This is a genomic window from Amycolatopsis ponsaeliensis (genome assembly GCF_030182635.1).
Lineage (GTDB): Bacteria > Actinomycetota > Actinomycetes > Mycobacteriales > Pseudonocardiaceae > Amycolatopsis > Amycolatopsis ponsaeliensis.
This window is the reverse complement of sequence record NZ_JAPZLD010000042.1, coordinates 27,466-54,384: the sequence shown is the minus strand read 5'-3', so window position 1 is coordinate 54,384 and position 26,919 is coordinate 27,466. Positions and strand designations below refer to the sequence as shown.

At 71.2% G+C, this 26,919-nt stretch carries 29 protein-coding genes; 24 read left to right on the top strand and 5 right to left on the bottom strand.

Annotation, left to right across the window (positions count from 1 at the left end; translation table 11 throughout):
- Positions 1 to 107 precede the first annotated feature (107 nt).
- From QQ657_RS42925 to QQ657_RS42895, 7 genes are all read left to right on the top strand, one after another.
- Entirely contained in the window at positions 108 to 1,625 is a 1,518-nt protein-coding gene (locus QQ657_RS42925) for a long-chain-fatty-acid--CoA ligase (RefSeq protein WP_284748122.1), read from the top strand.
- 19 nt (positions 1,626 to 1,644) lie between these two features.
- On the top strand, positions 1,645 to 1,884 hold the full coding sequence (locus QQ657_RS42920; RefSeq protein WP_284748121.1) for a glutaredoxin family protein: 240 nt from the start codon (positions 1,645 to 1,647) through the stop codon (positions 1,882 to 1,884).
- Between the two features lie 82 nt (positions 1,885 to 1,966).
- On the top strand, positions 1,967 to 3,553 hold the full coding sequence (locus tag QQ657_RS42915; protein ID WP_284748120.1) for a molybdopterin-dependent oxidoreductase: 1,587 nt from the start codon (positions 1,967 to 1,969) through the stop codon (positions 3,551 to 3,553).
- A gap of 426 nt (positions 3,554 to 3,979) precedes the next feature.
- Complete coding sequence (locus QQ657_RS42910; protein ID WP_284748119.1) at positions 3,980 to 4,891, top strand: redox-sensing transcriptional repressor Rex; 912 nt, start codon at positions 3,980 to 3,982, stop codon at positions 4,889 to 4,891.
- The gene (locus QQ657_RS42905; RefSeq protein ID WP_284748118.1) at positions 4,888 to 6,195 is read left to right on the top strand and encodes a glutamyl-tRNA reductase; all 1,308 of its coding nucleotides are present in this window, start codon (positions 4,888 to 4,890) and stop codon (positions 6,193 to 6,195) included. Before QQ657_RS42910 ends, QQ657_RS42905 begins: the two co-directional genes overlap by 4 nt.
- A gap of 21 nt (positions 6,196 to 6,216) precedes the next feature.
- The gene (hemC, locus tag QQ657_RS42900) at positions 6,217 to 7,146 is read left to right on the top strand and encodes a hydroxymethylbilane synthase (RefSeq protein ID WP_284748117.1); all 930 of its coding nucleotides are present in this window, start codon (positions 6,217 to 6,219) and stop codon (positions 7,144 to 7,146) included.
- A gap of 83 nt (positions 7,147 to 7,229) precedes the next feature.
- A complete protein-coding gene (locus QQ657_RS42895; protein WP_284748116.1) occupies positions 7,230 to 8,762 on the top strand; it encodes a bifunctional uroporphyrinogen-III C-methyltransferase/uroporphyrinogen-III synthase in 1,533 nt (510 codons plus the stop codon).
- Between the two features lie 63 nt (positions 8,763 to 8,825).
- Here the strand turns inward: QQ657_RS42895 and QQ657_RS42890 are convergent, their stop codons facing one another.
- On the bottom strand, positions 8,826 to 9,716 hold the full coding sequence (locus tag QQ657_RS42890; protein ID WP_284748115.1) for an NAD-dependent epimerase/dehydratase family protein: 891 nt from the start codon (positions 9,714 to 9,716) through the stop codon (positions 8,826 to 8,828).
- The gene (locus QQ657_RS42885; RefSeq protein WP_284748114.1) at positions 9,713 to 10,570 is read right to left on the bottom strand and encodes a helix-turn-helix domain-containing protein; all 858 of its coding nucleotides are present in this window, start codon (positions 10,568 to 10,570) and stop codon (positions 9,713 to 9,715) included. Before QQ657_RS42885 ends, QQ657_RS42890 begins: the two co-directional genes overlap by 4 nt.
- 67 nt (positions 10,571 to 10,637) lie before the next feature.
- Here QQ657_RS42885 and hemB point away from each other — a divergent pair, with 67 nt between their 5' ends.
- The 8 genes from hemB (at position 10,638) to QQ657_RS42845 (ending at position 16,895) form a co-directional block, all read left to right on the top strand.
- Positions 10,638 to 11,609: a porphobilinogen synthase gene (gene hemB, locus QQ657_RS42880; RefSeq protein ID WP_284748113.1), complete on the top strand. Its 972-nt coding sequence runs from the start codon at positions 10,638 to 10,640 to the stop codon at positions 11,607 to 11,609.
- 18 nt (positions 11,610 to 11,627) lie between these two features.
- On the top strand, positions 11,628 to 12,185 hold the full coding sequence (locus tag QQ657_RS42875) for a heme-copper oxidase family protein (RefSeq protein ID WP_284748112.1): 558 nt from the start codon (positions 11,628 to 11,630) through the stop codon (positions 12,183 to 12,185).
- Positions 12,182 to 12,628, top strand: a complete 447-nt coding sequence (gene mce1N, locus QQ657_RS42870; RefSeq protein ID WP_284748111.1) for a transport-regulating membrane protein Mce1N — start codon at positions 12,182 to 12,184, stop codon at positions 12,626 to 12,628. The genes QQ657_RS42875 and mce1N overlap by 4 nt, the downstream gene beginning before the upstream one ends.
- A gap of 13 nt (positions 12,629 to 12,641) precedes the next feature.
- Positions 12,642 to 12,980, top strand: a complete 339-nt coding sequence (locus QQ657_RS42865) for a hypothetical protein (RefSeq protein ID WP_284748110.1) — start codon at positions 12,642 to 12,644, stop codon at positions 12,978 to 12,980.
- Positions 12,981 to 13,042: 62 nt separating this feature from the next.
- Positions 13,043 to 14,356, top strand: coding sequence for an efflux RND transporter periplasmic adaptor subunit (locus QQ657_RS42860; RefSeq protein ID WP_284748109.1), 1,314 nt, complete (start codon positions 13,043 to 13,045; stop codon positions 14,354 to 14,356).
- Positions 14,353 to 15,057, top strand: coding sequence for an ABC transporter ATP-binding protein (locus QQ657_RS42855; RefSeq protein WP_284748108.1), 705 nt, complete (start codon positions 14,353 to 14,355; stop codon positions 15,055 to 15,057). Before QQ657_RS42860 ends, QQ657_RS42855 begins: the two co-directional genes overlap by 4 nt.
- Complete coding sequence (locus tag QQ657_RS42850; RefSeq protein WP_284748107.1) at positions 15,054 to 16,259, top strand: ABC transporter permease; 1,206 nt, start codon at positions 15,054 to 15,056, stop codon at positions 16,257 to 16,259. The genes QQ657_RS42855 and QQ657_RS42850 overlap by 4 nt, the downstream gene beginning before the upstream one ends.
- A gap of 12 nt (positions 16,260 to 16,271) precedes the next feature.
- On the top strand, positions 16,272 to 16,895 hold the full coding sequence (locus QQ657_RS42845; protein ID WP_284748106.1) for a hypothetical protein: 624 nt from the start codon (positions 16,272 to 16,274) through the stop codon (positions 16,893 to 16,895).
- Here QQ657_RS42845 and QQ657_RS42840 read toward each other — a convergent pair.
- Positions 16,892 to 17,368: a TspO/MBR family protein gene (locus QQ657_RS42840; protein ID WP_284748105.1), complete on the bottom strand. Its 477-nt coding sequence runs from the start codon at positions 17,366 to 17,368 to the stop codon at positions 16,892 to 16,894. The genes QQ657_RS42845 and QQ657_RS42840 overlap by 4 nt on opposite strands.
- Before the next feature lie 60 nt (positions 17,369 to 17,428).
- On the opposite strand from QQ657_RS42840, the gene hemL reads away from it, so the two are divergent.
- The 8 genes from hemL (at position 17,429) to QQ657_RS42800 (ending at position 25,486) form a co-directional block, all read left to right on the top strand.
- Positions 17,429 to 18,730, top strand: a complete 1,302-nt coding sequence (hemL, locus tag QQ657_RS42835) for a glutamate-1-semialdehyde 2,1-aminomutase (RefSeq protein ID WP_284748104.1) — start codon at positions 17,429 to 17,431, stop codon at positions 18,728 to 18,730.
- Positions 18,727 to 19,353: a histidine phosphatase family protein gene (locus QQ657_RS42830; RefSeq protein WP_284748103.1), complete on the top strand. Its 627-nt coding sequence runs from the start codon at positions 18,727 to 18,729 to the stop codon at positions 19,351 to 19,353. The genes hemL and QQ657_RS42830 overlap by 4 nt, the downstream gene beginning before the upstream one ends.
- Entirely contained in the window at positions 19,350 to 19,919 is a 570-nt protein-coding gene (locus tag QQ657_RS42825; RefSeq protein WP_284748102.1) for a TlpA family protein disulfide reductase, read from the top strand. Before QQ657_RS42830 ends, QQ657_RS42825 begins: the two co-directional genes overlap by 4 nt.
- Positions 19,920 to 20,009: 90 nt before the next feature.
- Positions 20,010 to 20,375: a hypothetical protein gene (locus QQ657_RS42820; RefSeq protein ID WP_284748101.1), complete on the top strand. Its 366-nt coding sequence runs from the start codon at positions 20,010 to 20,012 to the stop codon at positions 20,373 to 20,375.
- Positions 20,376 to 20,746: 371 nt separating this feature from the next.
- Positions 20,747 to 21,520, top strand: a complete 774-nt coding sequence (locus QQ657_RS42815) for a cytochrome c biogenesis CcdA family protein (protein ID WP_284748100.1) — start codon at positions 20,747 to 20,749, stop codon at positions 21,518 to 21,520.
- Positions 21,517 to 23,112: a cytochrome c biogenesis protein ResB gene (resB, locus tag QQ657_RS42810; protein WP_284748099.1), complete on the top strand. Its 1,596-nt coding sequence runs from the start codon at positions 21,517 to 21,519 to the stop codon at positions 23,110 to 23,112. The genes QQ657_RS42815 and resB overlap by 4 nt, the downstream gene beginning before the upstream one ends.
- A 4-nt stretch (positions 23,113 to 23,116) precedes the next feature.
- Positions 23,117 to 24,085 carry a c-type cytochrome biogenesis protein CcsB gene (gene ccsB, locus QQ657_RS42805; protein WP_284748098.1) on the top strand — a complete coding sequence of 323 codons (969 nt, stop codon included), beginning with the start codon at positions 23,117 to 23,119 and terminating at the stop codon, positions 24,083 to 24,085.
- Between the two features lie 75 nt (positions 24,086 to 24,160).
- Positions 24,161 to 25,486 carry a MinD/ParA family ATP-binding protein gene (locus tag QQ657_RS42800; protein WP_284748097.1) on the top strand — a complete coding sequence of 442 codons (1,326 nt, stop codon included), beginning with the start codon at positions 24,161 to 24,163 and terminating at the stop codon, positions 25,484 to 25,486.
- Between the two features lie 128 nt (positions 25,487 to 25,614).
- Here the strand turns inward: QQ657_RS42800 and QQ657_RS42795 are convergent, their stop codons facing one another.
- Both QQ657_RS42795 and QQ657_RS42790 read right to left on the bottom strand, forming a co-directional pair.
- Positions 25,615 to 25,800: a hypothetical protein gene (locus QQ657_RS42795; protein WP_284748096.1), complete on the bottom strand. Its 186-nt coding sequence runs from the start codon at positions 25,798 to 25,800 to the stop codon at positions 25,615 to 25,617.
- A 151-nt stretch (positions 25,801 to 25,951) separates the two neighbouring features.
- Positions 25,952 to 26,164: a BldC family transcriptional regulator gene (locus QQ657_RS42790; protein ID WP_072474890.1), complete on the bottom strand. Its 213-nt coding sequence runs from the start codon at positions 26,162 to 26,164 to the stop codon at positions 25,952 to 25,954.
- A gap of 280 nt (positions 26,165 to 26,444) precedes the next feature.
- Between QQ657_RS42790 and QQ657_RS42785 the strand changes: the two genes are divergently transcribed.
- Complete coding sequence (locus QQ657_RS42785; protein WP_284748095.1) at positions 26,445 to 26,918, top strand: Lrp/AsnC family transcriptional regulator; 474 nt, start codon at positions 26,445 to 26,447, stop codon at positions 26,916 to 26,918.
- Position 26,919: the final 1 nt, after the last annotated feature.

Below are 26,919 nucleotides of genomic sequence, written 5' to 3'. Positions count from 1 at the left end.
TGGCTCCGGGGTTGCAGAGAAGCGACGCTCGCGGTCAGCACCCATGACGTCGCTTCGAATGACAGACTTGCAACGGTTTGGGCCGGGCGAGGAGAGGTGGACCGCGGATGAGTGCTCCAGAGGGGACGCAGCCAGGGGTCGGCGGCCTGCTCACGCGGGCCGCGGCCACCTGGCCGGACCACCCGGCCGTGCGCGAGACGGGCACCGGGCGAGGGCTGACTTACGCCCAGGTCGAAACGGCCGTGCAGGCGCAGGCCAGGCGGCTCGCGGACGCCGGGGCCGAGCCCGGCGACCGGGTCGCGCTGCGGCTGCCGACATCGGTGGACTTCGTGGTCGCGTTCTTCGGCGCGCTGCGCGCCGGCGCGGTCGTCGTGCCGCTGTCGCCGCAGGCGCCGGGGCCCGAGCTGGAGCAGCTGCTCGAGCACAGCGGTGCCAAGGTTGTCATCACGCGTGACGCCGAAGAGGCGCTGCCGGCCGGCGTGACCGGTCTCACTCCGGAATCCGACCCGGATGGCCCAATCGAATTCGTCGACGACGACCGGGCGGGCGCCGGTGAGGACATCGCCGTCGTCTCCTACACCTCGGGCACCACCGGCCCGCCGCGCGGCGCGATGCTCTCGCACCGCGCGCTGCTGGCGAACCTGGAGCAGCTGAGCGGCGTCGAGGGCGTCCTGACCCAAGACGACCGCGTGCTGATCACCATCCCGCTCTTCCACGTCTACGGCCTCGGCCCCGGCCTGCTGCAGGCGGTCTCGGTCGGCGCGACGACGATCCTGTCCGAGCGCTTCGAGGCGCAGCGCACGCTGGACGACTGCGCCGAGCAGGGCGTCACGACGATCACCGGCGTCCCGACGATGTACTCCGAGTTCGCCGCGCTCGGCACCGAGGAGCTGAGCCGGGGGCTGGCGACCGTCCGGCGGATGACGTCGGGCGCCGCGCCGCTGCACCCGAAGGTGCTGGGCGCGCTCCGCGAGGCGACCGGCCTCGACGTCTACGAGGGCTACGGGCTCACCGAGTGCGCGCCGGTGGTGACGTCGACGCTGGTTACGGGCTACCCGAAGCCGGGTTCGGTCGGGCGGCCGCTGCCCGGCGTCGAACTGCGGCTGGTCGACAGCGACGGCACCGACCAGGCCGTGCCGCTCGACCCGGACGACGTCGACGACGTCTTCGAGGCCGAGGGCGAGACCGGGCTGGTGTCGATCCGCGGCGCGAACCTGTTCTCCGGCTACTGGCCCGACGGCGGCCACGGGCCGGACGACGAAGGCTGGTTCCGCACCGGCGACGTCGGCTACCTCGACGTCGACGGCGACCTGCACCTGGTCGACCGCGCCAACGACCTGATCATCGTCAACGGCTTCAACGTCTTCCCGAACGAGGTCGAGTCGGTCATCTCCCGGCTGCCGGAGGTCGCGGAAGCGGCGGTGGTCGGGATCGTCGACGAGCGCAGCGGCGAGGCCGTGAAGGCGTTCGTGGTGCCGGTCGCCGGCGCTTCGCTGTCCGAACAGCAGGTCGTCGACCAGTGCGCGGCCCACCTCGCGGGGTACAAGGTGCCGCACGCCGTGGAGTTCGCCGAGTCACTGCCGCACTCGGCCACCGGCAAGCTCCGCCGCATGCGGCTGCGGTAGGTGCGGTAGTAAGGACGGCATGACGCACGAAGTGACGGTCATGAGCCGGGCGGGCTGCCACCTCTGCGAGGTCGCGGAGGCGGACGTCGCCCGGATCTGCGGCGAGCTCGCGGTGACGTGGAAGACGGAGGACGTCGACACGGACCCGGAGTGGCGCGCGGAGTACGGCGACCGCGTCCCGGTGATCCTGGTCGACGGCGCCGAGCACGGGTACTGGCGCGTGGAAGAGGAGCGGCTGCGCAAGGCGCTTTCGTCCTGAGTGTCCCGGCCTGGTGAAGCCGTAACACGTCCGTAAGCACCGGCGCCCACCCGATCGGCCCAGCGGTGCCGAAGATGGAGGCGTGAGCACTCTGCAGGAAGCGCCGCCCGAAGCGCCCAGGCGGCTTTCGCTGCCCGTCGCCACCCTCATCGGGCTCCTCGCGCTGGCCGCCGCCCTCGGGGTCGGGCACCTCGTCGCGGGCTTCGTCGGCTACACCGCTTCGCCGTTCATCGCGGTCGCCAACTACATCATCGACCACAGCCCGACCGGTATCGTGAAGTGGGCCGAGCGGACGCTGGGCACGTGGGACAAGCCGGTCCTCAAGATCGGGCTCGCCGTCGTGCTCGTGCTGTTCGCGATGCTCGCCGGCCAGCTCTCGCGCCGGACGCCACGCGCCGGGCAGATCCTCGTCTTCCTGCTCGGGGCCGCCGGGGTCGCCGCCGTCTACGCGCGCAGCGACCTCGGGCAGGTCTCGCTGTTCGCGCCGGTCGCCGCCCTCGTCGCCGGGCTCGTCGTGTTCACCCAGCTGCACCGGGTCGCACTTTCACGTGAAAGTGCCCACCAGGGGGCCGCACTTTCACGTGAAAGTGCGGATTCGGGGGCGTCCAGGCGGAAGTTCCTTCGGGTCGGCGTCGGGGTGGTGGCCGGATCCGGCGTCGCCGCCGTGGTCGGCCAGGTCGCCGGGACCAGCTCGAACGCCGAGGACTCCCGGGCCGCCGTCGGGCCGCTCGTCCCCGCGCGCACCGCGCCGCCGCTGCCCGCGGACGCCGACTTCGCGAAGCTGGGCTCGCCACCGTTCCTCACGCCGAACGGCGACTTCTACCGCATCGACACCGCGCTGGTCGTGCCGCAGATCCGCACCGAGGACTGGAGCCTGAAGATCCACGGGATGGTCGATCGCGAGGTGACGTTCTCCTACGCCGACATCCGCAACCGGCCGCTGGTCGAGCGCCGCGTCACGCTCACCTGCGTCTCCAACGAGGTCGGCGGCCCGCTGATCTCGAACGCGACCTGGCTCGGCGTCGACCTGGTGGACCTGCTGGACCAGGCCGGCGTGCAGGCGGGCGCCGAGCAGATGTTCGCCACCAGCGTCGACGGCTGGACGTGCGGCACCCCGGCGAACGTCGCGCTCGACCCGCAGCGCGGCGCGATGCTGGCGATCGGCATGAACGGCGAGCCGCTGCCGGTCGAGCACGGCTTCCCGGCGCGGATCGTCATCCCGGGTCTCTACGGCTACGTCTCCGCGACGAAGTGGGTCGAATCCCTCGAATTCACGAAGTGGGACGCCCGGCAGGCGTACTGGCTCAGCCGCGGCTGGGCCGAGCAGGCGCCGATCAAGACGGAGTCCCGGATCGACACGCCGACCGGCTTCGCGGGCGTGACGGCGGGGAAGGTCCGGCTGGCCGGCACGGCGTGGGCGCAGCACACGGGCATCGCGAAGGTCGAGGTCCGGCTGGACCAGGGGCCGTGGCAGCCGGCGGTGCTCTCGGCCGAGGTGAGCAAGGACACCTGGCGCATGTGGTGGATCGAGCTGGACGTGCCGAAGGGGACGCACCAGGCGTTCGTCCGGGCGACCGACCAGGACGGCTACACGCAGACGGAGAACCGCGTGGACCCGGTCCCGGACGGGGCGACCGGCTGGCACTCGGTGACCCTCGACGCCCACTGAGCCCGGCTCGGCCGCTCGCAAAGGTCTTGAATGAGTCATTCAGGACCTCCGAAGACCTGAATGACTCATTCAAGACACCGCGGACCCGGCCGGCACCCCGGCGCCGTTCACCGTGTCCGGTGGGCCGCTCGCCGCGTCGCGGCCGGCGGCAGCGGCCGGCACTCGAGCACCCTCGACGCCCGCTGAGTCCCGGAAGTGCCTGCCGGACAAGGATTCTGACGCCGTGTCATGATCGGTGGCCCCGTCCCAGCCCCCGGGAACCGCCTCCGACCAGTGACTTTGTGCGCGCGTTCACAAGTGGTCTACCGTAGGACCATCGCCCCCGGGCGGTCCGTATCGAACCGGACCCCGCGCCCTGGGTCAAGACACAGTTCGGACCGGCCGTGGCGATGGCCGCCGGGTGCACAGCGGGCAGGAGACGACGGCGTGGTGACACAGCGGGGGAGGCGCGACGAAGCGGGCTCCCCGGGCCGGCCGCCGCGCCGGTCGCGCCGGGACACCCCGGACGCGGACAACGCACCGACCGCCGAGATCCCGGCCGTACCCGCCGATGGCAACGGCCGCACCGGGGATGCCCCCGAGGCCGTCCGGGCGAAGCAGATCCCCGAGGCGGCGGTCGCCCGCCTCGCCGTCTACCTCCGCGTGCTGTCCGGAATGTCCGAACAGGGCGCGACGACCGTTTCGAGCGAGGAACTCTCGCAGGCGGCGGGCGTCAATTCCGCGAAATTGCGCAAAGACCTCTCGTACCTGGGCTCCTACGGCACCCGCGGCGTCGGCTACGAAGTCAGCGTCCTGATCAGCCAGATCGAGCGCATCCTCGGCCTGACCCGGCAGCACAAAGTGGCCGTGGTCGGGATCGGCAATCTGGGTCACGCGCTGGCCAACTACGGGGGCTTCCCGGGGCGCGGATTCCCGGTCGAAGCGCTGTTCGACCTGGACGCGGACCTGATCGGCGTGCCGGTCGGCGGCCTCCCGGTATCGCACATGGACGACATCCCGCGGGTGTGCGCCGAGCGCGGCATCTCCATCGGCGTGATCGCCACCCCGCCCACCGCCGCGCAATCGGTCTGTGACCGGCTGGTCGCGGGCGGTGTCCAGTGCATCCTCAACTTCGCTCCCGTCGTGCTGCAAGTTCCTGCTCACATCGAGGTCCGCAAAGTGGATTTGGCCGTGGAGCTGCAGATACTCTCGTTCCACGTGGCCCGCCGCGCGGATGACGCCGCCGGTAATCAGGGCAATTCCGGATTACCCGGTGCGGGCCTGCCGTCCGAGAATGGGAAGGGCGGCCGGAACGGTTCGGGTCCGGACGGCGGACGGGAAATGGTGGTGCGCGGATGAGTGTCCTGGCGGTCGGCCTTTCGCATCGGAGTGCGGAGCTGAGCACGCTCGAGCGCGTCGCGGTGCCCGCGCCCGAGGTCGGCAAGGTCCTCGACGAACTGCAGCAGGCCGAGCACGTCAGCGAGGTCATGCTCGTCTCGACGTGCAACCGGATCGAGGTCTACGCGGTCGTCGAGACCTTCCACGGCGGCCTCGACGACGTCTCCGCGGTGCTGGCCCGCCAGGCCGGCATGGAACCGGCCGACCTCTACGACAGCCTGTACGTGCACTACGCCGGCGCGGCTGTCGAACACCTCTTCTCCGTCACCTCGGGCCTCGACTCGATGGTCGTCGGCGAGACGCAGATCCTCGGCCAGGTCCGGTCGGCCTACGCCACCGCGCGCGAGGTCGGCACCGTCGGCCGCACGCTGCACGAGCTGATCCAGACCACGCTGCGCGTCGGCAAGCGCGTGCACTCCGAGACCGGCCTCGACCAGCTCGGCGCGTCGGTCGTCTCCGAGGCGCTCGCCGCGGCCGGTGACGTCACCGGCAAGCACGCCGTCATCGTCGGCGCCGGCTCGATGGGCGCCCTGAGCGCGTCACAGCTGCGCAAGGCCGGGATCGGCGAGATCACCGTCGCCAACCGCACCGACGCCCGCGCCCGCCGCCTCGCCGCGAACGTCACCGAGCAGGGCGTGCCCGCCCGCGCGATCCCGCTGTCCCACGTCGCCGACGCCGTTCGCGACGCCGACATCGTGATCTGCTGCACCGGCGCGCAGGACGCCGTCTTCGGACCGTCGCAGGTGCTGCCGCGCGGCGGCCGTGACCTCGTGGTCTGCGACCTCGGCCTGCCCCGCGACGTCGACCCGGCGGTCGGCGAGCTGGCCGCCGTGCGCGTCGTCGACCTGGCCACCGTCCAGCGCCGCATGCGCGAGGCCGGGACGCCGACCACCGAACGCCAGACCGCCAAGGCCACCGGCATCGTGCTCGACGAGGTGCGCGAGTACCTCGCCGGCCAGCGCAGCGCCGAGGTCACCCCGACCGTGACCGCGCTGCGCAAGCGCGCGGCCGAGGTCGTCGACGCCGAGCTGCTGCGGCTCGACCACCGGCTGCCCGACCTCGACGGCGCCGTCCGCGAAGAGGTCGGCCGCACGGTCCGCCGGGTGGTCGACAAGCTGCTGCACGCGCCGACGGTGCGGGTCAAGCAGCTGGCCGCCGAGACGGCCGACACCGACTACGCGAACGCGTTGCGCGAACTATTCTGCCTCGACCCGCAGGCACCCGCCGCGGTGGCGAGCCCGACGCCCCCACCAGAGAAGAAGTAGTAAGTGACCAGAGTCATTCGCATGGGTACGCGCGGATCGAAGCTCGCGCTCACCCAGACCGGGATCGTCGCCGACGCCCTGCGCGCCACCGGCGTCGAGGTCGAGATCGTCAAGGTGACCACCCCCGGCGACAAGTCGATGGCGCCCATCGCGACGATCGGCGTCGGCGTGTTCACCTCCGCACTGCGGGAAGCGTTGCTGCGCAACGAGGTCGACGTCATCGTCCACTCGTACAAGGACCTGCCGACCGCACCCGAGCCGGGCATCACGCTCGCCGCCGTGCCGCCGCGCGAAGACCCGCGAGACGCCCTGATCGCACGCGACGGGCTGACGCTGGGCGAGCTGCCGCCGGGTTCGAAGGTGGGCACCGGCGCCGCGCGCCGCACCGCGCAGCTGAACGCGCTGGGTCTCGGTTTGGAAATCGTGCCGATTCGCGGCAATATCGACACCCGCATGCGCAAGGTCACCGACGGCGAGCTCGATGCCGTGGTGCTCGCGCGTGCCGGACTGGCCAGGGTCGGACTGGTCGAGGCGATCACCGAGACCCTCGACCCGATCCAGATGCTGCCCGCGCCCGCCCAGGGCGCGCTGGCGGTGGAGTGCCGGACCGCCGACGTGGACCTCGAGCACCTGCTCGCATCCACATTGGACGACGAGGGCACGCGGGCCGCGGTGACGGCCGAGCGTTCCCTGCTGGCCGCGCTCGAGGCGGGGTGCAGCGCGCCGGTGGGCGCGCTCGCCGAGATCGTCGAAGATCTCGACGCCGACGGCAAGGTCGTGGAACGGATCTCGCTGCGCGGCACCGCCGCGATCGAGGGCGAGGAAGGTGCGGTGGACATGGTCCGGGCCATCGCGCTGGCCGACAAGCACCAGGCCGCCCAGCTGGGCAAGGACCTGGCCGCCGAGCTGCTGGACCTCGGAGCCGGAGCCCTCTCCGGTCCCGCTCAGTAGCGCTCTCGCGAGCGCTTCAGAAGACGTAGGAGACCTGCGTCCGTGCGATCCCGCACGGCCGCCGCAAGAGGAGAAACGCACAGATGACCCCCGCGCGAAAGACCACCGGGCGCGTAGCGTTCGTGGGCTCCGGGCCCGGCGACGCCGGCCTGCTCACGGTCCGTGCCCAGGAACTGCTCGCCAAGGCCGAGGTCGTGGTGACCGACCCCGACGTGCCCCAGGCCGTGCTGGCCATGGCCGCCGAGGGCGCCGAGGTCCGGCCCGCCGTCGGCGAGGCCACCGAGGTCGCCAAGGACCTCACCGCCGAGGCCAAGGCCGGCCGGCTGGTGCTGCGCCTGATCGCGGGCGACCCGCTGACCACCCCGGCCGTGGTGGCCGAGGTGCAGGCGGTCGCGCGCACGAGCGCCGTGTTCGACGTCATCCCGGGCGTCTCGCCGGGCGCGGCCGTCCCCGCGTACGCGGGTGTCGCGCTGGGCGGCACGCACACCGAGGTCGACGTCCGCGGCGACGTCGACTGGGCGGCCCTGGCGGCTTCGCCGGGCCCGCTGGTGCTGCACGCGACGTCGGCCCACCTGGCCGAGGCCGCGTCGGCGCTGACCGGCAACGGTGTCCCGGCGTCGACCCCGGTCGCGGTCACCGCGAACGGCACCATCAACACCCAGCGCACCCTCGACACCACGCTCGAGAAGGTCGCCAACGACGCGGGCGAGCTCGTCGGGCCGCTGATCGTCACGATCGGCCAGGCCGCCGGGCACCGCTCGAAGCTGTCGTGGTGGGAGTCGCGCGCGCTCTACGGCTGGAAGGTCCTGGTGCCGCGCACCAAGGAGCAGGCCGGCGAGATGGCCGAGCGCCTGCGCGGCCACGGCGCGACGTCGCACGAGGTGCCGACGATTTCGGTCGAGCCGCCCCGCAGCCCGGCGCAGATGGAGCGTTCGGTCAAGGGCCTGGTCGACGGCCGTTACCAGTGGATCGTCTTCACCTCCACCAACGCGGTCCGCGCGGTGTGGGAGAAGTTCGAGGAGTTCGGCCTCGATGCCCGCGCGTTCTCCGGCGTGAAGATCGCCTGCGTCGGCGCGGCCACCGCGGAGAAGGTGCGCTCGTTCGGCATCATCCCGGAACTGGTGCCCTCGGGTGAGCAGTCGTCGGAAGGCCTGCTGGCCGAGTTCCCGCCGTACGACGACGTGCTCGACCCGGTCGACCGCGTGCTGCTCCCGCGGGCGGACATCGCCACCGAGACGCTGTCGGCCGGCCTGCGCGAGCGCGGCTGGGAGATCGACGACGTGACGGCCTACCGGACCGTCCGGGCGGCGCCGCCGCCCGCCGAGACCCGCGAGATGATCAAGACCGGCGGGTTCGACGCGGTCTGCTTCACCTCGTCTTCGACCGTGCGGAACCTGGTCGGCATCGCCGGCAAGCCGCACACCCGCACGCTGGTCGCGTGCATCGGCCCGAAGACCGCGGAGACCGCGGTGGAATTCGGGCTCCGGGTCGACGTCCAGCCGGAGAAGGCGGACGTGCCGCACCTGGTGGACGCTTTGGCGGAACACGCCGCGCGTCTCCGCGCGGAGGGCGCGCTGCCGCCGCCGCGCAAGGCGAAGCGGGCCCGCCGCTCCTGAAGTTGTAGTACATGAAGGGCACCCTCATGGCTTTTAAGTCCATGAGGGTGCCCTTCATGGCATTCAACGGGGGTTGGCGGCGCGCCACTTCGTGTAGTCGGCTACCGAGGCGGCGACGTCGAAGGCCGGCTTGAAGCCGGTGTCCTCGGTCAGGCGGGAGATGTCCAGGTACGGGTCTTCGCCCGGCCCGTTCGCGCGTCCCGGCGGGAGTTCCAGCCCCAGCGCGGCCGCGAACTCGCCGTAGGTGAACGGGCGGCCACTCGACACGTTGTACGTGTCGTGCCGCAATGTCGGTGTCGTTGTCAGCAATGCGATCGCGCGACCCGCGTCCGGCGCGTAGCAGACGTCGCCGCCATCGTCCGCGTGCAAGTCCGGGGGCGGCGAGGCCGAGTTGACCAACGAGGGGATCGGGCAGAACGGCGACGCCGGATCCACCAGCGGACCCCAGATCGTCCCGATCCGCAGCACCACCGGCTCGACACCACTGCCCGCGAGGCTGTGCGTCGTCAGCGGCTCGACCGCCTTCTTGAACGCGATGATCACGTGCGGCAGGGCGGCCGTCGGCAGGGAAAGGTCCTCGGTCCAGGGGATCTCCGGGCGGCCGATGTACACCCCGAGGCTGCTCGCGACCGCGAACCGGCGCACACCCCACGCGCGCGCCGCGTCGAGGGCGTTGAGCAGGCCGGCCAGGTCCGTCCGGAAGAAGTCCACCGGGTTCTCGCCCGGGATGCTGCCGGCCAGGTGGACGATGTCGCCGATGTCGTGGCGCGCGCCGAGTGCGAGGAACGCGTCCCGGTCGGTGACGTCGAGGGTCTCCACGGTGACCCGCCCCTCGAGGAAGGACGGCACCTCGACGCGCCGGTGGGCGGTGACGACCACCTCGTGGCCGAGGTCGAGGAGCGCGCGGGCGGTGTGGGCGCCGATCATGCCGAGCCCGCCGGTGACGAGGATCATCGCGCCAGGCTAGGGACGCCGGCCCGGCCGTTCTTGAACGAATCGCGCAGGAACGGCAGGTAGGACGCCGAGTGGTCGTGGCCGCAGGCGCACTCCTCGACGCTGCCGCCCAGCAGCCCGCGCGGGGTGAGGCCGGTCAGCCGGACGCACTCCCGGTTGAGGTGGGCCTGGTCGGCGTACCCGGCGTCGGCGGCGAGCCCGGCCGCGCTCCGGAGCCCGGCCTGGGCCAGCGCGAGGAAACCCTGGAACCGCAGCGTCCGCTGGAGGACCTTCGGCGGGACGCCCACCGCGTGCAGGCAGCGGCGCCGCAGCTGGCTGGGGGAGAGCGCGAGCCGCGCGGCCAGGGAGTCGATGTCGACCGGATGCCACGGCATCAGCGCGTCGACGGCCGCGCCCACCAGCGGATCCGCCGCCTGCCGCGGCAGCTGGGCCTGCAGGACCGCGAGTGCGCGCTCCGGCGTTCCGGCGAGGGTCACGGCGGTCGCGAGCCGCTCGGCCCGGGCGCCCCACAGGTCCGCCAGGTCGACGTGCCGGCCGGCCAGCACGTCGAGCGGCACCGGGAGCGGCGGGGCGGCGCCCGGGCGGAACCGCACGCCGACGAGGGTCGTGCGCGCGGGAAGGACTTCGACCAGGGGTGCGGTCAGGGGGCCGAGCAGCCGGGGACGGCCACCGATCGGGAAGTGCAGCTCGACCCCGCCGGTGGGCAGGTGCCGCTGGACGTACGGCGCGGCGCCGGTGCGCTGGAACCAGACCGTCCGCACGACGTCCGCCAGCTCCGGCACGGGCAGGCGTTCGACGTACTCGGTCACGCCTTCCACCGAATCGTCCGGGCCGAACGGCGTCAAGCCATTCACCGAGCGGAAAGTGCCGCTGAGCACCCTTGCGGAACGCCGGCGAGCAGAGCGGGGGTAACTTGGAAGGGTGTTCCCAGAGCATCGTCCCCGCAGGCTCCGCACCACCCCGGCCATGCGCAGGCTGGTGGGTGAGACGACGCTGCGGCCACGCCAGCTGATCCTCCCGATGTTCGTCGCCGAAGGGCTCGACCAGCCGAAGGCGATCTCGAGCATGCCGGGCGTCGTGCAGCACACCCGTGACACGCTGCGGAAGGCCGCCGTCGACGCGGTCAACGCCGGGGTCGGCGGGCTCATGCTCTTCGGCGTCCCCGAGCACCGCGACGCCGAGGGCTCCGGGGCGGTCGACGAGAACGGCATCCTCAACGTCGCCCTGCGCGACCTGCGGCACGAGCTCGGCGACGCCACCGTGCTGATGGCCGACACCTGCCTCGACGAGTTCACCGACCACGGCCACTGCGGCGTCTTGGACGCCGACGGCGGGGTCGACAACGACGCCACCCTGCGCCTCTACGCCGAGATGGCCGTCGCGCAGGCCGAAGCCGGGGCGCACGTGCTCGGGCCGTCCGGGATGATGGACGGCCAGATCGGCGTCATCCGCCGGGCGCTCGACGAGGTCGGCCACAGCGACAAGGCGATCCTCGCGTACTCCGCGAAGTACGCCAGCGCGTTCTACGGCCCGTTCCGCGAGGCCGTCGACTCGCAGCTCAAGGGCGACCGCAAGACCTACCAGCAGGACCCGGGCAACGCCCGCGAGGCGCTGCGCGAGATCGAGCTGGACCTCGCCGAGGGCGCGGACATGATCATGGTCAAGCCCGCGCTGTCCTATTTGGACGTCATCAAGGCGGCCGCGGACATCTCCCCGGTCCCGGTGGCGGCGTACAACATCTCGGGCGAGTACGCGATGGTCGAGGCCGCCGCGGCGAACGGCTGGCTCGATCGCGAGCGCACGGTCCTCGAGGTCTTGACGTCGATCCGCCGCGCGGGCGCCGACATGATCCTCACGTACTGGGCCGCCGAGGCCGCTGCCTGGCTGGACTGACCAGCTATATTCACCCGCGTGGCGGACAGCAACCCCGAAAAAGCCGACATCGAGGACCTCAGCGGTCTCACCGACGACGAACGACGCAAGAAGGGCCGCTCGCCGGACCCGCTGATGCCGGGTCAGAAGGCACCGAAGGCGACACCGCCGCGGCCCGTGGCGATCTCGTTCTGGCTGTGGCTCGTCGGCGGCGTCGTGCTGATCCTCAGCTACGTCCAGCTGCTGACCAGCAAGTCCGCGGTCATCGACCAGTACGTCAAGGGCACCACCGACCCGAAGTACACGCCGCAGATGATCGCGGACGGCGTCACCGCGCTGCTGTGGTACCTGCTCGGCGGGTCGATCGTCTTCGTGCTGCTGTTCCTGCTCTTCGCGTACAAGGCCCGCGAAGGCACGCGCTCGGCCCGGACCGTGCTGACCATCCTGCCGATCGTCATGGTGCTGCTGATCATGGTCGTCGCGCCGATCATCAACTACCTGACGCTGGTCGCGGTGCTGCTGTTCGTCATCGCGCTGGTGATGATGTACCTGCCGTCGGTGGCCGGCTACTTCCCGAAGGCCGGCCGCAAGCCGTGAGTGACCGGCTCTATGCCGAGTCCGGCGTGAGCTGGGTCGCCATTGTGTGGGGCCCGGTGTTCGCGCTGGTCGGCGCGTTGGCGGAGCTCGCGACGGGCGGGCCGGTGCACATCGTGGGCTGGCTGATGGTCGGCGCCGGGCTGTGCGCGATCACCGTGCCGTGGGTGTACGCGCGGCGCCGGTTCCTCTCGCTGGAAGTCACCACGAAGCAGCTGCGCCAGGGCCGCGAGAAGGTCGCGGCGGACCAGCTGGCCTCGGTGCAGGACGTCGGCGTGCCGGTCGGGGCGCGGGTGCTCGGCGGCGGCTGGTCGGTCCCGCGGAAGTACGACTCGCTGCCGGTGGAGCTGGCGGACGGCACGGTGGTCCTGGCGTGGGCGAAGGACGTCGAAGCCCTCCAGGACGCGCTCGACCGGCTCGTGCGGGCGACGCGCAAGGAAGCATGAGAAAATCGCTTCCGTGATCGACCTTCCGCAGCCCACCGGGGCCGAGCTCTGGCCGCCCGAAGAGCCCGGCCCGCAGGCTCGGCTGCACAAGCCATGGCGGACGCTCGTCGCCGTCGTCGAGGTCGTGCTCGCCGTCGCCGCCGGGTGGGCCGCCTACGCGCTTTGGCACAGCGGGTCCGCCACCGTCGTCACGCGCACCGACGACGGTGCGATCCTCGAGTCGCACCGGTACTTCGGCGGGATGCTCGCCGCCGCCATCGGGCTCGGGACCGTGGCCGCGATCCTGCTGGTCGACGCGGTGCGTCAGCTCTCGCTCGCGGTCCGTGCGCGGCACCCCAAACCCAAGGCCTGATACACAGCTCCCGCACAGGGAACGAACAGTCAATTGCTAAGCGGCGGCACCACTGTTGCCGCATGACGCGCGTGCGTGCCTCGAAGGCATGGGTGATCAACGGTGCTCTGGTCGTACTGCTGGCCGGAGCCGGTTTCGGGATATACCAGGCATTCAGCCCCGAACCGAACACGGCGCAGGCGCAGACGCGCAGCACCACGGTGCGCCGGGCGACGGTCACCGAGACCATCTCCGCCGCCGGGACGCTCGCCAGCAGCTACACCGGCGCCGCGAACTTCTCGAGCGCGGGCAAGGTCACCTCGATCGACGTGAAGGTCGGCGACGTCGTGAGCTCCGGTCAGAAGCTCGCGACGATCGACAGCACGCAAGCGTCGAAGCAGCTTCAGGTCGCGAAGGCGAACCTCGCGGTCGCGCAGGACAGCCTCGACTCCGCCGAGGACGCCGAAGACACCCCGGCGACCGGGCAGAACAGCCAGAACTCCCAGAACAGCGCGCAGTCGGCGGCCAACAGCGTCACGTCGGCGCAGGCGAAGCTGGACCAGGCCCAGCTGGACGTCCAGACCGCGCAGGAAACCCTCGACAACACGACGCTCTACGCACCCGGCGCGGGCACCGTCACCGCGGTCAACGGCACGGTCGGGCAGCAGTCCTCCAGCGGCTCGGCTTCGAGCAGCAGCTCCCAGTCGACGTCGAGCAGCGGCAGCGGCCAGGGCGGGCAGGGCTCGTCGAACTCCACCGCCGCGACGAGCAGCAGTAGCAGCAGCGGCTTCATCACCATCACGAACATGACCGGCCTGGTCGTGAACACCTCGGTCGCCGAGATCGACGTCAGCAAGGTCAAGGCGGGCCAGAAGGCCACCGTGACGCTCAACGCGCTGCCGGACAAGCCGGTCCAGGCGACCGTTTCGAGCATCAACCTGACGCCGACCACGAGCGGCAGCGTCGTCTCCTACGGCGCGCAGCTGGCCCTGACCGACCCGCCGGACGGGCTGCGGCCCGGCCAGTCGGCGAGCGTCGTGATCACCGTCGCGTCCGCCGAGAACGCGCTGAGCGTGCCGGCCGCGGCCGTGACGACCGCCGGCAACACCAACATCGTCACCGTGCAGGTGAACGGCCAGAACGAGCCGCGTCAGGTGCAGGTCGGCATCCGCGGCGAGTCCACCGTGCAGATCACCTCCGGGCTGACCGAGGGCGAGAACGTCGTGCTCACCGCGACGGCCGCGACCGGCGGCACGGGAACCGGCCGGACCGGCACCGGGACCGGCGGCACGGGCGGGTTCCCCGGCGGCGGGACCGGCGGGTTCCCGGGCGGCGGTACCCGCACGGGCGGCACGGGCGGCACGGGCGGCACCGGTGGTTTCGGCGGCCGCGGGTGAACCCGGTGATCGCGGTCTCCGGGCTGCGCAAGACCTACGGCGCCGGGGAGACGGCCGTGCACGCGCTGCGCGGCGTCGAGCTCACCGTGTGGCCCGGCGAGTACGTCGCCATCATGGGTGCCTCGGGCTCGGGCAAGTCGACGCTGCTGAACATGCTCGGCTGCCTCGACGTCCCGACGTCCGGCCAGTACCTCTTGGACGGATTCGGCGTCGGCAAGCTGAACGAGCGGCAATTGGCGTTGCTGCGCAACCGGAAGATCGGGTTCATCTTCCAGTCGTTCAACCTGGTGCCGCGGACGTCCGCGCTGTCCAATGTGGAACTTCCACTCGTCTACAGTGGACTGCGCCGGTCCGAACGCCGCCGTCGCGCGCTCGCGGCGCTCGACATGGTCGGCCTGTCCGACCGGGCCAAGCACCTCCCGAGTGAGCTCTCCGGCGGGCAGATCCAGCGCGTCGCCGTGGCGCGGGCGCTGGTCACCGGCCCGGCGATGCTGCTGGCCGACGAGCCGACCGGCAACCTGGACCGCCACAGCACCGAGGACGTCCTCGGCGTCTTCGACCGGCTCAACCGGCTCGGCCGCACCATCGTCGTGATCACGCACGAGGACGAGGTCGCGGCGCACGCGCACCGCGTCGTGCGGGTCGACGACGGCCTCATCGTGTCGGATGAAGTGACCCGCGCGGTGGGGGCGGTCTCGTGAACTTCTTCGAAGTCCTGCGCTTCGCCGTCCGCGGGCTCACCGCGAACAAGCTGCGCTCGGCGCTCACCACGCTCGGCATCACCATCGGTGTCGCGGCGGTGATCCTGCTCGTCGCGGTCGGCAACGGCGCGTCGGCGGCCATCGCGGCCAGCATCCAGGGGCTCGGCACCAACGTCGTCAACGTCTCCCCGGCCCGCGGCGGCGGGCAGGGCGCGTCCGCGCGGCCGCTGACCGTCCAGGACGCGCACGCGCTCGTCGACCCCGTCGGCGCGCCGGACGTCAAGGCCGCCTCGCCGGTGGTGAACACGACGGCGACCGCGACCTACGGGCAGACGTCGTACGACATCTCCAGCGTCGCCGGCACCGAACCCGCGTACTTCACGACGACCAACCGCGACCTCGCCCAGGGCCAGCTGTTCACCAGCGAAGACGTCACGGCCGCGCGCAAGGTCGTCGTCCTCGGCCCGACCACGGCGGAGTCGATCTTCGGCAGCAGCACTGACGCGGTCGGCAAGAACGTGCTGCTCAACAGCATCCAGTTCACCGTGATCGGCGTGCTCCAGGCCAAGGGCAGCACCGGCCTGCAGAACGCCGACGACGTCGCGATCGCCCCGATCTCGGCCGTCCAGAACTCCCTGGCCGGCTACGGCAGCCTCAGCCAGATCGCCGTCCAGGCCACCAGCGCGGACTCCGTCTCGCTCGCGCAGTCCGAGATCACCGCGATCCTCAACGCCCGCCACGGCATCCGGCTCGGCGGCACCGCCGACTACCAGATCCAGAACTCCGAGCAGCTGCTCGCGACGCGGACGTCGGCGACCGAGACGTTCACCGTCCTGCTGGCGGCGGTCGCGGCGATCTCCCTGCTCGTCGGCGGGATCGGCGTCACCAACATCATGCTCGTCACCGTCACCGAGCGAATCCGCGAAATCGGCATCCGCAAGGCCATCGGCGCCCCGCGCGCGGCCATCCTCGGCCAGTTCCTCGCCGAAGCGACCATGCTCAGCCTCTTCGGCGGGCTGCTCGGCGTCGCGATCGGGCTCATCGGCAGCCGGTTCACCATCTCCGGGATCAAACCCGTCGTGGTGCCTTCGTCGATCCTGCTCGCCTTCGCGGTATCCGCCCTGATCGGGCTGTTCTTCGGCAGCTTCCCGGCGAACCGGGCCGCCAAGCTGCGGCCGATCGACGCCCTGCGTCACGAATAAGGAGTTCCCTCGATGTCTTCGTCCACGACGAACCCGCCGGGCTCGGCCCCTGGGGACGACCCGACGACCGAGCTGCCCCTGTCGGCGCTTTCCCGGGAAAGCGACGCTCCGGAGCCGACCGCGGAGCAGATCATCGCCAACCCGGCGGTCGGTGGCGACCTGAACGAGGAGATGCGCCGCGCCGCGAAACCCTTCTCCCGCACCACGGTGGTGCTGGCCGGGCTCGTGGTGCTCGCGATCGCGTTCGGCGGCGGCGCCTGGACGCACGCGGCGTTCGGCTCGTCGTCTTCGTCGACGCCCACCGGGCGCCAGGGCGGGACCGGGGGCACGGGCCAGACCGGCGGCCCGAGTGCTGCCCAAGGCGGCACGGGTCAGCAGCAGGGCGGCGGCTTCCGCGGCGCGGGCGGCCGCGGCACCACGGGCACGGTCGACCGCGTCGACGGCACCACGGTGTACGTGAAGACCGCGCAGGGCGCCGACGTCAAGGTGTCCACATCGGACTCGACCACGGTCGGCGTGACGCAGCAGGGCAAGCTCTCGGACCTCAAGCCGGGCTCGACGGTCGTCGTCCAGGGGCAGGCGGGTGACGACGGGACGGTGGCCGCGCAGGCCATCACCCAGCAGGCGGCGCGCTAGTTCAGCGCGATGATGGCGGTGTTGAGCGCGGTCGCGTAGAGGATCCAGGCCAGGTAGGGCACCTGCAGCGCGGCCGCGAGCTTCGACCTGCGGGCGAACAGGACGATCGTCACGACCACGACGACGTCCAGCACGACGATGTCGAGCAGCGCGAGCACGGCGGCGGCGCCTTCGAAGAACAGCGGGGGCCAGAGCAGGTTGGCCAGCAGGCCGATGCCGTAGGCGGCGAACCCGCGGGTCTCGCCGTCGGTGCGCCAGTAACACCAGCCGGACAGCGCGATCGTGACGTACAGCACTGTCCACACCGGACCGAACAGGGACACGGGCGCCGCCCACGACGGCAGGTCGAAGCGCTCGTAGACCGCCTTCGACGACGTCGCGGCCAGGGCACCGACCGCGGCGACCACGGCGACGACACCGAGGAAGCCGGCCAGCACCAGCCACGGGTTGCGCTGTGACACACGTTCGGTCACCGGCTGTTCCCCTCCCGGGCGGCGTCCGGCCATCTTAGGGGGGTTTGCGAGACTGGGACGGTGAGCACTGGAACCGAGCAGTCCAAGGCATGGTTCGAACGCGCGAAGGCGGCCGTCCCGGGCGGGGTGAACTCGCCGGTCCGGGCGTTCAACTCGGTCGGCGGCACCCCGCGGTTCATGGTCCGCGGCGAGGGCCCGCACCTGTGGGACGCCGACGGAAACCGCTATGTCGACTTGGTGTCGTCCTGGGGCCCGATGATCCTGGGCCACGCGCACCCGTCGGTCGTCGAGGCGGCGCGTGCGGCGGCGTCGTCCGGGCTGTCGTTCGGCACGCCGACCATCGGTGAGGTCGAGCTGGCCGAGGAGATCATCGGCCGGGTCGAACCCGTCGAGCAGGTCCGGCTGGTCAACTCGGGCACCGAAGCCACGATGAGCGCGATCCGGCTGGCCCGCGGGTTCACCGGCCGGTCGAAGATCGTGAAGTTCGCCGGGTGTTACCACGGGCACGTCGACGCGCTGCTCGCCCAGGCCGGCTCCGGCGTCGCGACGCTCGGGCTGCCGACGTCGCCGGGCGTCACCGGCGCCCAGGCCGCGGACACGATCGTGCTGCCCTACAACGACCTCGACGCCGTCCGGAAGTCCTTTGCGGACAACCCGGGCGAGATCGCCGCGGTGATCACCGAAGCCGCGGCGGGCAACATGGGCGCGATCGCGCCCGACGAGGGTTTCAACGCCGGTCTGCGCGACCTGGCCCACGAGCACGGCGCGCTGCTGGTCATGGACGAGGTGATGACCGGGTTCCGCGTCTCGCGCGCGGGCTGGTTCGGCCTCGAAGGCGTGGCAGGCGACCTCTACACGTTCGGCAAGGTGATGTCGGGTGGCCTGCCGGCGGCGGCCTTCGGCGGCCGCGCCGACGTGATGGCCAAGCTGGCCCCGGGCGGGCCGGTCTACCAGGCCGGGACGCTGTCGGGGAATCCCGTCGCGGTGGCCGCGGGCCTCGCGACGCTGCGCGCGGCCGACCACGCCGTGTACGCGGCCCTCGACGCCAACGCGAAGCGCCTCGGCGACCTCTTCCGGCGCGAGCTGAGCGCCGCCGGGGTCGCGAACAACGTCCAGTACGCGGGCAACCTGGTCAGCGTGTTCTTCGGCGACCGGCCGGTGCGCGACTACGCCGGCGCGCAGGCGTCCGAGACGTGGCGGTACCCCGCGTTCTTCCACGCGCTGCTCGACGCGGGCGTGTACGGGCCGCCGAGCGCGTACGAGGCCTGGTTCGTTAACGCGGCGATGGACGACGAAGCGTTCTCGGTGATCGAAGCGGCGCTGCCCGCGGCGGCTCGCGCGGCGGCGGAGGCAGTCAAGTGACCACCGTCGTCCACATGCTGCGCCACGGCGAAGTGCACAACCCCGAGAAGATCCTCTACGGCCGGCTGCCCGGCTACCGGCTGTCCGAGCGCGGACAGCGGCAGGCGCTGACGGTCGCCGAGGCCGTCGCCGGCCACGACCTCGTGCACGTGGTCGCGTCGCCGCTGCAGCGCGCGCAGGAGACGGCGCGCCCGATCGCCGCGGCGCACCGGCTCGACATCGCGACCGACGAGAACCTGATCGAGGCCGGCAACCAGTTCGAGGGCCTGCACGTGGCGGTCGGCGACGGCGCGCTGAGGGAGCCCAAGCACTGGTCGAAGCTGGTCAACCCGTTCAAGCCGTCGTGGGGCGAGCCGTACCTGGAGATCGCGCACCGGATGCTCGGCGCGGTCCACCGCGCGCGGGAGGCGGCGGCCGGGCACGAGGCGCTGTGCGTGTCGCACCAGCTGCCGATCTGGACGCTCCGGCGGTTCCTCGAGGGCAAGAAGCTGTGGCACGACCCGCGTCGCCGTCAGTGCTCGCTGGCGTCGCTGACGTCGCTGGTCTTCGACGGTGACGAGCTGCGCGAGATCGTCTACAGCGAGCCCGCCGGCACCACGGACCCGAAGGTGACCGGGGCATGAAACGGCTGGTCGCCGGGCTGATCGCGCTGGGTCTTCTGGCTGGCTGCAGCAGCGGCAAGGACGCGGTGGTGCAGGGGAGCAGCTTCAGTTTCGTGTCCCCGGGCGGCCAGGTCGACATCACCTACGACCTCGCCCAGCGCCAGACGGCCCCGGTGCTCGCCGGCGACGACCTGATGAACGAGGGCAAGCAGCTGTCGCTGGCGGACTTCCCCGGCAAGGTCGTCGTGCTCAACCTGTGGGGCCAGTGGTGCGGGCCGTGCCGCACGGAGGTGCCGGAGCTGGAGTCGCTGGCCCGCCAGGCACCGGGGGTGCAGGTGGTGGGCATCGACGTCCGCGACCCGGCGCGCGAGGTGGCGCAGGACTTCGTCCGCGACCGGCAGCTGACGTACCCGTCGATCTACGACCCGGACGGCCGGGTGCTGCTGAAGCTGAGCGGCTACCCGCGCAACATCATCCCGTCGACGATCATCCTCGACAAGCAGCACCGCGTGGCGGCGGTGTTCCTGCGGCCGGTGCTGGCCCAGGACCTGCTCCCGGTGACCCAGCGCCTGGAGAAGGAAGCCTGATCGAGGGGCTTTTGCCGGGTTTTAACCGGCTTGCGCGGTTGTTCGGCTAGGTTTCCCCATGATCGTTTTGGGTGACCATGGGGAGGAACCATGCTGAAGAAGATCGCGGCCGCCGCGCTGATCGCGGCGGCTGCCACCACGATGGCGGCGACGCCCGCGCTCGCGTCCGCGGGCGGCTGCAACGACCGGACCTGCATCGAGGTGGACGGGAGCGGCCTCCGGGTCGACATGATCCAGGGCCACCTCACGCCGGGGGACAGCTTCTACGGCCACTTCCACATCTACGGCGGCGGCATCGACGTCAACAGCCCGACGCAGACGTGGGGCTTCGCCGGGTACAAGATCTACCCGGGGCGAGACCTGCCGAACGGCTCGGTGCTGTGCGTCGAAGGCTGGGAGCAGACCGGCGGCGGCCACGCCCTGCGCGGCCGCCCGTGCGTCGAGGTGCACTTCTGATCCACCGGTGACGGCGGTGCCCCACCCATCCCTGGCAGGGCCCCGGCAAAGTCGGATTCTCGGCGGAAATTGCGGCGGGCGCAGGTCGGCGGCCTCGCCGGCGGCTGTCTTGAATGAGTCATTCAGGGCGTGGGAGGTCCTGAATGACCCATTCAAGACGTTTGGCCGGGGCACCACACCCGTCGGGACAGCCAATTCGGGCGACTTTGCCGGAACCCCGCCCATCCCTGGGGCGTGCCCTTGTCTAGTTTATCGGCGAGGTGTGACAAACCCCGCCCAAAGCGGGACCAACGTCCTGATCTGCTGTGACCGAGGTCCTGTGAACCGGCCCCGGAGTTCTCACCAGGACCTCACTGCCTACCCTCAACGGGGTGAACTCCGTGACCGAGCTGGCGATCTCCGGACCGCTGCTGCTCGCCGCGGGCGTGGCGCTGCTGGCCGGAACCATCTCCTTCGCCTCGCCGTGCGTCGTGCCGCTCGTGCCCGGGTACCTCGCGTACCTCGCCGCGCTCGTCGGTGCCGATGCCCCCGCCGTCAGCGGCGATGAGGAGCGCAAGAAAGGCCGGTGGGCCGTCCTCGGCGCCGCCCTTCTCTTCGTGCTCGGGTTCACCGTCGTCTTCGTCGCCACGCTGGGCACCCTCGTCTGGCTCGCCGACACCCTCACGCTCAACCAGGACCTCCTCCAGCGCATCGGCGGCGTCCTGACCATCGCCATGGCGCTCGTCTTCCTCGGCTGGATCCCCGGCCTGCAGCGCGAGGTCCGCTCGCACCGCGTCCCCGGCGGTGGTGTCTGGGGCGCCCCGCTGCTCGGCGCGATCTTCGGCCTCGGCTGGACGCCCTGCATCGGCCCGACGCTGTCCGCCGTCACCACGCTGGCCAGCGCCACCGGCGGTGCCGAGGCCCGCGGCTACCTGCTGATCGCCGTCTACTGCCTCGGCCTCGGCGTGCCGTTCCTGCTCATCGCGCTCGGCGCCCGCTGGGCCGTGCGCGCCACCGACTGGGTGCGCCGGCACGGCCGCCAGGTGCAGATCTTCGGCGGCGCGCTGCTGCTGATCGTCGGCGTCCTGCTGGTCACCGGCGTCTGGGGAGATCTGATGGGCTGGCTCCGCAACGAGCTCGCGGTCAACCTGGAGCTGCCGCTGTGACGACGACCGAAGCGCCGCCCGCGGCACCGCAGGGGCCCACCCCCGCCAAGCGCACCTTCGCCTTCGTCCGCAACACCTGGCGCGGCCTGACGTCGATGCGCACCGCGCTCGTTCTGCTGTTCCTGCTGGCCCTGGCCGCCCTGCCCGGCGCGCTCCTGCCGCAGCGGAAGCTCAACGCCCCCAAGGTCGACGAGTACATCGCCGCGCACGGCTGGTGGGGCACCCTGCTCGACAAGCTCGAGTTCTACGACGTCTACTCCAGCATCTGGTTTTCGGCGATCTACCTGCTGCTGATGATCTCGCTCATCGGCTGCCTGACCCCGCGCAGCTTCGACTACGTCAAGGCGATGCGCGCCAAGCCGGTGCTGACCCCGCGCAACCTCGCCCGGATGCCGCACTACCGGCTCGGCCGCGGCAAGTCCGACGTCGGTGCGGAGATCGCGGCCGTCCACAAGCAACTCTCCGGCTGGCGGCGCGTCGAGCGCGAAGAAGCCGACGGCGTCCGCACGATCTCCGCCGAACGCGGGTTCCTGCGCGAGACCGGCAACCTGCTCTTCCACTTCAGCATGCTCGGCCTGATCGTGTTCTTCGCCCTGGGCAAGCTCTACGGCTACGAGGGCCAGGTCATCGTCCAGGCCGACGGCGACAGCTTCTGCAACTCCGGCATCTACAACTACGACTCCTTCAACGCGGGCCTGCGCGTCGACGGCACCGACCTCGACCCGTTCTGCGTGAAGGTCAACGACTTCACCGTGCGGTACACCCCGGCCGGCGAGCCGGAGTACTACCACGCGAACATCCAGTACCAGTCCGGCGAAGACCTCGACACGAACACCTGGCGCCCGTACGGCCTCGAGGTCAACTCGCCGCTGCGCACCGCCGGCGACCGCGTCTACCTGCTCGGCCAGGGCTACTCGCCGCAGTTCACGGTGACCTTCCCCAACGGCGACAAGCGCACCCAGAACACCCAGTGGCGCACGGTCGACCCGACCACGATGCTCGCCGAGGGCGCGACGAAGTTCGACCAGCCCGGCGTCACCGACGAGGTGCAGCGGCGGACCCGCCAGCTCGCCATCACCGGGCTGTTCGCGCCGACGTCGTTCCTGCACGGCAACGTCCTGACGTCGGCGGCGCCGGAGCTGAAGGACCCGGCCGTCGCCGTCGACATCATGCGCGGCGACCTCGGCCTGGACGCCGGGCGCGGGCAGTCGGTGTTCGAGATCGACCAGTCGCTCGTGGACGACGGCAGGCTGAAGAAGATCGCCCGCGAGAACATGAAGGTCGGCCAGGAGATCAAGCTCGACGACGGTACGAAGATCCGCTTCGACGGCGTCAACCACTGGGTTTCCCTGCAGGTGTCCCACGACCCGACGCAGGGCTTCGTGCTCGGTTTCGCCATCTCGATGTTCCTCGGCCTCGGCGCGTCCCTGCTGGTCAAGCGCCGCCGGCTGTGGGTGCGGGTGAAGCCGGGGACTCCAGCCGAGCCGAGTACGGTGATCGAGGTCGCCGGACTGGCCCGCACCGACCAGGCCGGGTACGGCGAAGAGTTCCACCGGATCAGTGAACGCCTGATCAGTGGTCAGAAGGGCTGAGGCAATGCCGATCGACGAGACGCTGTCGCAGTACAGCGACTGGCTCTACACCACCGCCGCGGCGATCTACGTCGTCGCGCTGATGATGACGCTGATCGAGCAGGGCTTCGGCGCCAAGGGGCGCCTGGCCACCGAACGGGCGAAACTCCGGGCGCGCGAGCTCGTCGGCGCCGGCGGGCCGCCGATCGAGGAGGTCCAGGCCGCGCAGCGCACGGCCGGCCGCCCCGAGCGGATCGGCAAGATGGGCGCGTCGCTGCTCGTGCTCGGCGCCCTGCTGCAGCTGTCGGCGATCGTGCTGCGCGGGCTCGCCGTGCACCGCGCGCCGTGGGGCAACATGTACGAGTACGGCATGGCGGTCACCTTCATCACGGTGGTCACCTGGATCGTCGTGATGGGGAAGTTCCCGGTCCGGCACCTCACCGGCTTCCTGCTGCTGCCCGTCGTGATCCTGATGTTCATCAACGGCACGCTGCTGTACACGACCGCGGCGCCGGTGCAGCCCGCGCTGCAGTCGTACTGGCTGGTCATCCACGTCTCGGCGGCCATCATCGGCTCCGGCGTGTTCCTCGTGCCGGGCGTCGCCAGCGTGCTGTACCTCTTCCGCTCGGCGTACGAAAAGGACGGGACGAAGTTCGCCCGGTTCGCCTCGAAGCTGCCCGCGGCCGACGTCCTCGACCGGATCGCCTACCGGACGACGATCTTCGCCTTCCCGGTCTTCACCTTCGGCGTGCTCTGCGGCGCGGTCTGGGCCGAGTCGGCCTGGGGCCGGTTCTGGGGCTGGGACCCCAAGGAGACCGTCGCGTTCATCGCCTGGGTGATCTACGCGGCCTACCTGCACTCACGGGCGACCGCGGGCTGGCGCGGGGCCCGGGCCGCGGCGATCAACATCGTCGGGTTCGCCGCGATGATCTTCAACCTGTTCTTCGTGAACCTCGTCACGGCGGGGTTGCACTCGTACGCCGGGGTGGGCTGAGCAACCCGCGGGTACTCCGACTACCGTCGTCATCAGGGGGAAGATGTCGGGCGGAGTGCGCGGAGGTTTACACCGGTGACCGGACCCAATGAAGAATCGGCTCCTGGCCACCCCGAACAGGCCGAACCGGCCGCTGCCCCGCAGCAGCCGGAGGTCAGCCTGTTCGCCGAGGATCGGACGGACTCGCACCCGCACCCGGAGACGTCCGGGGCCTTCGACGTGCAGCCGACGCAGGCGGTCACGCCGCCGCCCAACCCGGCGGTCTCCGGACCCCACCAGGTGCCGAACCCGGCGGTCTCGGGACCGCACCAGGTGCCTCCGGGCCAGTACGGCTACGACCAGAACCTTCCGCCGCTGCAGCCGCAGTACGCGCAGGCCCAGTACCCGCAGCAGCAGCCAGGACAGCCGTCGGGCCTGCCGCAGCCCCAGGGCGGCCGGCACGCGGCGCCGCCGCAGCAGCCGGGCCACGGGCACGACCTGTCGACCGCGCACCTGGTCAAGCAGGTCAAGCGGCCCCCGCAGTCGGGCTGGCGCAAGGCCGTCTACGTCGGTTCCGGCAAGCTGGTCAACCCCGGCGAGAGCCCGGCGGACACGCAGCGCCGTGACCTCATCGCGCGCGTCAACCAGCCACTGCGCGGGTGCTACAAGATCGCGATGCTGTCGCTGAAGGGCGGCGTCGGCAAGACGACGGTGACCACGACGCTGGGCGCGACGTTCGCCTCGCTGCGCGGCGACCGCGTGGTGGCGGTGGACGCCAACCCGGACCGCGGCACGCTGTCGCAGAAGCTCCCGCTGGAGACGACGGCGACGGTCCGCCACCTCCTGCGCGACGCGGCCCGCATCACGCGCTACAGCGACGTCCGGTCGTACACGTCCCAGGGGTCCAGCCGGCTGGAAATCCTCGCGAGCGAGCAGGATCCGGCCGTTTCCGAGGCCTTCTCCGAGGACGACTACCGGCGCACGGTCAACCTGCTCGAGCACTTCTACAACATCGTGCTCACCGACTGCGGCACCGGCCTGATGCACTCGGCGATGAAGGGCGTCCTCGACGTCGCGGACGCGCTGGTCGTGGTGTCGTCCGGCTCGGTCGACGGCGCCCGCAGCGCCTCGGCGACGCTCGACTGGCTCGAGGCCCACGGCTACGGCGAGCTGGTGAAGCGCTCGGTGGCGGTGATCAACTCGGTCCGCCCGAAGGGTGGTTCGGTCGACCTCGACAAGCTGTCGGCCCACTTCGGGGCGAAGGTCCGGGCGGTGTGCAAGGTCCCGTTCGACCCGCACCTGGAGGAGGGCGCGGAGATCGAGCTGGACCGCCTGTCCGGCGACACGCGCCTGGCGTTGCTCGACTTGGCCGCGACCGTGGCCGACGGCTTCGCCACCCCGCTCTCGCAGGGCTACCGCTAAGTCGTAAGCCGCGTGATCAGGGCCGGAACTCGCGTGATTCAAGCCGGAACTCGCGAGTTCCGGCCCCGATCACGTCAGTTCCGGGTCCGATCACGTCAGTTCCGGGTCCGGGCACGCGGAAGTAGAGCTCAGCCGTCTTCGTCCCGGCGTTTGCGCTGCTGTTCGGACAGCTGGCGCAGGAAGTCGGGGTCGTCGTCCGGGGCGATCGGGGCGCGGCGTGGGGGCGAGGTGACCCCGACCCGCTGACCGGCGAACGACCGCCACAGGAGCAGGGCGACGACCAGCGCGCCGACCGCTGCGAGCAGAGCGAGCATGCCGGATCCTTCCGTAGGTCCCCCGAGGTTAACCCGTCGAGCCGGGTTTCGGCTCGAACCCCGGCGAGCGGGGTGACGACCGGTACACGAAGGGCCGCGCGGGGCGGGGGAAAGTCCCCCGTACCCGACACGGCCCGGCGCTCGAGATGGTTCAGGCCTTGCGGGCCGGTTCGCTGGCGTCCGTGGTCAGCTCCGCGAGGAGCTCGTTCACCTCGGACTCCCGGAACCGCCGGTGCCCGCCCGGGGTCCGGATCGAGCCGATCCGGCCCGCTGTCGCCCACCGGGTGACCGTCTTGGGGTCCACTCGGAACAGTGCTGCCACCTCGCCAGGGGTGAGCAGGCGTCCGCCCATCGTCGCGGTCATTTTCCGCCTCCTTAACGACCTCACTGCTATACCGGAGGCGTCCGGGCCCTTCTGGCCCGTTCCGCCGGGGTAGCCAACACGGCAATCGTTGCACTTCACCCGTCGGGTACTCGAACGGTTGTCCAAGAGTAAAGAGCCCTTAAAGGTCAAAACGGACAGGTTGCTTACGTTGTGCAACTAATTTCCGGTGACCTGACGTGCTCGGATGTCATTCGGCCCGGTCAACGGCGGCGAGGCGTGGTGCCAATGGGGGATTGTCCAACCGCATAGAGTGATCCCCGTGGATCAGTTGGACCGGAAGATCATCGCGGCGTTGCGTATCAACGGACGGGCCACCTACGCCGATCTCGGGCGGGCGGTCGGCCTCTCGGCGTCGTCGGTGCACGAGCGGGTGGGCAAGCTGGAAGCCGCCGGCGTGATCACCGGCTACCACGCGGTCGTCGACCCGAACTCGGTCGGCCTCGGCGTCACCGCCCTCGTCAGCATCCACCCGACCGACACCGCCACGGAGGACGACGTCTCCGACGCGCTCGCCGAGCTCGACGAGGTCGAGAGCTGCTACGCGGTGGCGGGCGACGAGGCCTTCGTCGTCAAGGTGCGCGTCTCGACCGTCGACGAGCTGGAGCGGACCCTCGGCCGCCTCCGCCGCATCCCCGGCGTCGGTCGGACGAACACGACCGTGGTGCTTTCGACGCGCTTCGAGGGGCGTCCGAACAACGCAGGCCTGCAGCGGGACCGGGCGGGCGGCGCGTAGC

Excerpts from the sequence above, each read along its gene's own strand:
- QQ657_RS42790 (WP_072474890.1), bottom strand. The coding sequence starts at position 26,164 with ATGACCGCGACGATGGGCGGACGCCTGCTCACCCCTGGCGAGGTGGCA.
- QQ657_RS42920 (WP_284748121.1), top strand. The coding sequence starts at position 1,645 with ATGACGCACGAAGTGACGGTCATGAGCCGGGCGGGCTGCCACCTCTGC.
- QQ657_RS42825 (WP_284748102.1), top strand. The coding sequence starts at position 19,350 with ATGAAACGGCTGGTCGCCGGGCTGATCGCGCTGGGTCTTCTGGCTGGC.
- QQ657_RS42890 (WP_284748115.1), bottom strand. The coding sequence starts at position 9,716 with ATGATCCTCGTCACCGGCGGGCTCGGCATGATCGGCGCCCACACCGCC.
- QQ657_RS42905 (WP_284748118.1), top strand. The coding sequence starts at position 4,888 with ATGAGTGTCCTGGCGGTCGGCCTTTCGCATCGGAGTGCGGAGCTGAGC.
- QQ657_RS42925 (WP_284748122.1), top strand. The coding sequence starts at position 108 with ATGAGTGCTCCAGAGGGGACGCAGCCAGGGGTCGGCGGCCTGCTCACG.
- QQ657_RS42820 (WP_284748101.1), top strand. The coding sequence starts at position 20,010 with ATGCTGAAGAAGATCGCGGCCGCCGCGCTGATCGCGGCGGCTGCCACC.
- hemC (WP_284748117.1), top strand. The coding sequence starts at position 6,217 with ATGGGTACGCGCGGATCGAAGCTCGCGCTCACCCAGACCGGGATCGTC.
- QQ657_RS42845 (WP_284748106.1), top strand. The coding sequence starts at position 16,272 with ATGTCTTCGTCCACGACGAACCCGCCGGGCTCGGCCCCTGGGGACGAC.
- QQ657_RS42795 (WP_284748096.1), bottom strand. The coding sequence starts at position 25,800 with ATGCTCGCTCTGCTCGCAGCGGTCGGCGCGCTGGTCGTCGCCCTGCTC.
- ccsB (WP_284748098.1), top strand. The coding sequence starts at position 23,117 with ATGCCGATCGACGAGACGCTGTCGCAGTACAGCGACTGGCTCTACACC.
- QQ657_RS42860 (WP_284748109.1), top strand. The coding sequence starts at position 13,043 with ATGACGCGCGTGCGTGCCTCGAAGGCATGGGTGATCAACGGTGCTCTG.
- QQ657_RS42895 (WP_284748116.1), top strand. The coding sequence starts at position 7,230 with ATGACCCCCGCGCGAAAGACCACCGGGCGCGTAGCGTTCGTGGGCTCC.